The sequence below is a fragment of the Priestia sp. P5_B4 genome (assembly GCF_056400385.1).
On the sequence record NZ_JBFULJ010000618.1, the window covers coordinates 1 to 2,304 of the forward strand.

Consider the following 2,304-nt stretch of genomic DNA (forward strand, 5'->3'; position numbering starts at 1 on the left):
GAGTTAGTGCAAGAAAATAAAACGCAGCTGTTAAAAGATCAGTCAGAAATTGAACGCATTGAAATAGAAATTGAAAAGCGGTTAGAAGATCGTATGCTTGAAAGAGCTGAATAACTTTAAAGTAAGTTGGTTAGAGTAACGGTGAGGAGGGGATAAGCATGGGAAATCCTAAAAAACAAAGCAAACCTTTTGTTCCGAATCACATCGGCACTCAACCGAGAGAAGCTGGTGGAAATAACGGAAAACAAATGCAAGATAAATCCGGCAAGCATCCTCAAGTTATTCAAACCAAAGGTGAGTGAATAAAAAGTCGCTGAATTCAGCGACTTTTTATTATTTGAATTCTACCGTGAATAAATAAACGTAAGGATTGGTCGAAATAAGCTCTTTAACGACTTCTTCATCGTCGGTTGAAAGCGGAGCAACTCGTATGCCACTGCCATCGTCACCAAATAAAGCAGCAACTGGATATGTTTTATTCATTTTTACCGTTTGTTTTTTCTCTAATCCAGTAAAGGAATAGCCGTTCATTTTTTTTGGCTTTTCCGCTTCTATTCCTAGGTTTGTATCGTTGCTGCCTACATTAAACATAACTTTGTGAGTATTATCATCGATTTTATATGTAATAGCAAACATGTCAAATTCTTTTGAAACAGTCAACCCTCCTGAAAATAAAGGTTCTTTGGCTTTTCCCTTTTCGTAATAAGTAGCTTTTACATAAGCTTCTTTTGCGTCACTAGGAGCTTTCACATCGTATGCAATGATATTGCTTTTGTAGTCCAGGTTTGTCACAGCTAACATTTTTTCTTCATGTTTTGAGTAATGATGAGGCTTCATAAAGGCACTTGCTGTCAATTTTGATGCCAATGAGGTTTGCGACATAAAAAATACGGCAAGCACTGCAATAAAGATGACGCTTAGTAATGTTATCATTCGTTTAGTCATAGAGATTCCCCCTTTGTATGTATATATTACCATATTATGTATGTTTTATATATACATTTTAACTTAATTATAATTATATTATGTAAACTAAAATCATTTTTTTCCACTTATAGAGATGAACAAATCCGGCATACTACAATTGTAACAAAGTTATTTTGAGGAGGAAGATACAATGGCATGGAATAAACCGAATCCAGACGATCGCAGTGATAACGTTGAAAAATTACAAACAATGGTGCAAAATACAATGAAAAACATTGAAGAAGCAGAAGAAGCTGCTGCATGCAGCAATGAAGAAGAGCGTCAGCGCATTCAGCAAAAAAATCACAATCGCGAAGTAAGTATCGAAGCAATGCGCAGCGAAATAAAAGATGAGTCAGAAGCTCGTCAAAATGGTTACGAAGGTACGATTTAATAAATAAAGCAACGACAATAAGCAGCTAAAAATAAACGGTTTTAGCTGCTTTCTTTCTATATTTTTTTAGTAAGTTAATACTAATACAAACTAGCGAAGAGGTTTATGTAGGTGAAAAAGCACGTGAAAAAGAAAGTAGTAAGGATTTTGATCAGTTTACTTGTCGTCTTGATTATTGTGGGCTCTTATCAAACACATAAGCCCTTGCCTAAAGGAGTTTCATACGAAAGTAAGCCCCACAAAGTAGAAGATGTATTTCTTTTATCAGACCTAACGTATCAAGACCAGCAGACATCTGTTTCTGAACAACATATTTTTCAAGCAGTTACGAATGCGATTGATGACGCAAAAGCTTTTATTATTATGGATATGTTTCTATTTAACGGCTACTATAACCAAGGCGAAACGTTTCCTCACCTTAGTGATACGCTTGCAAGTAAGCTGATTGAAAAGAAACGAAAACATCCTACTATCGAAATCGTCTTTATTACAGATGAAATCAATACAACCTACGGCTCACATGATTCAAAGTGGTTAGATTCACTGCGGCTAAACGGAATCAAAGTGGTGCAAACCAATTTATCTAAGCTCAGAGACTCCATTCCACTGTATTCTGCAGTGTGGAGAACTTTTATTCAGTGGTTTGGTGAAAAAGGAAACGGCTGGATAACAAATCCGTTTGGTACCAATGCGCCTAAAGCGACGGTCCGTGCTTATTTAAAGTTGTTAAATGTAAAAGCTAATCATAGAAAAGTAGTAGCAACAGATCAAAGCGTTATTATCTCCTCTGCCAATCCTCATGATGCAAGTTTTTATAATTCTAACATGGCCTTTGAAGTAAAAGGGAATATCATTGGAGATGTGGTGAAAAGTGAACAAGCGGTGTCAGATTTTTCTTACGGAGGAAAGTTACCTCGGTATAAGAAGAAAGAAAAAGAAAAGGG

At 36.0% G+C, this 2,304-nt stretch carries 4 protein-coding genes and 1 pseudogene; 4 read left to right on the plus strand and 1 reads right to left on the minus strand.

Going from position 1 to position 2,304, the window contains the following annotated elements; genetic code table 11:
• The first annotated feature begins 6 nt into the window (after positions 1 to 6).
• Positions 7 to 114 (plus strand): FbpB family small basic protein, encoded by a 108-nt coding sequence (locus AC1DRF_RS23760; protein ID WP_477741851.1) that lies wholly within the window; start codon positions 7 to 9, stop codon positions 112 to 114.
• Positions 115 to 158: 44 nt separating this feature from the next.
• Entirely contained in the window at positions 159 to 302 is a 144-nt protein-coding gene (locus AC1DRF_RS23765) for an acid-soluble spore protein N (protein WP_043982832.1), read from the plus strand.
• A 31-nt stretch (positions 303 to 333) separates the two neighbouring features.
• Here the strand turns inward: AC1DRF_RS23765 and AC1DRF_RS23770 are convergent, their stop codons facing one another.
• Entirely contained in the window at positions 334 to 945 is a 612-nt protein-coding gene (locus AC1DRF_RS23770) for a hypothetical protein (protein WP_097823276.1), read from the minus strand.
• Positions 946 to 1,117: 172 nt separating this feature from the next.
• Between AC1DRF_RS23770 and tlp the strand changes: the two genes are divergently transcribed.
• Together tlp and AC1DRF_RS23780 are read left to right on the plus strand one after the other, a co-directional pair.
• Complete coding sequence (gene tlp, locus AC1DRF_RS23775; RefSeq protein ID WP_013083367.1) at positions 1,118 to 1,360, plus strand: small acid-soluble spore protein Tlp; 243 nt, start codon at positions 1,118 to 1,120, stop codon at positions 1,358 to 1,360.
• A 123-nt stretch (positions 1,361 to 1,483) separates the two neighbouring features.
• Positions 1,484 to 2,304, plus strand: a pseudogene (locus AC1DRF_RS23780) (phospholipase); the annotation flags it as partial.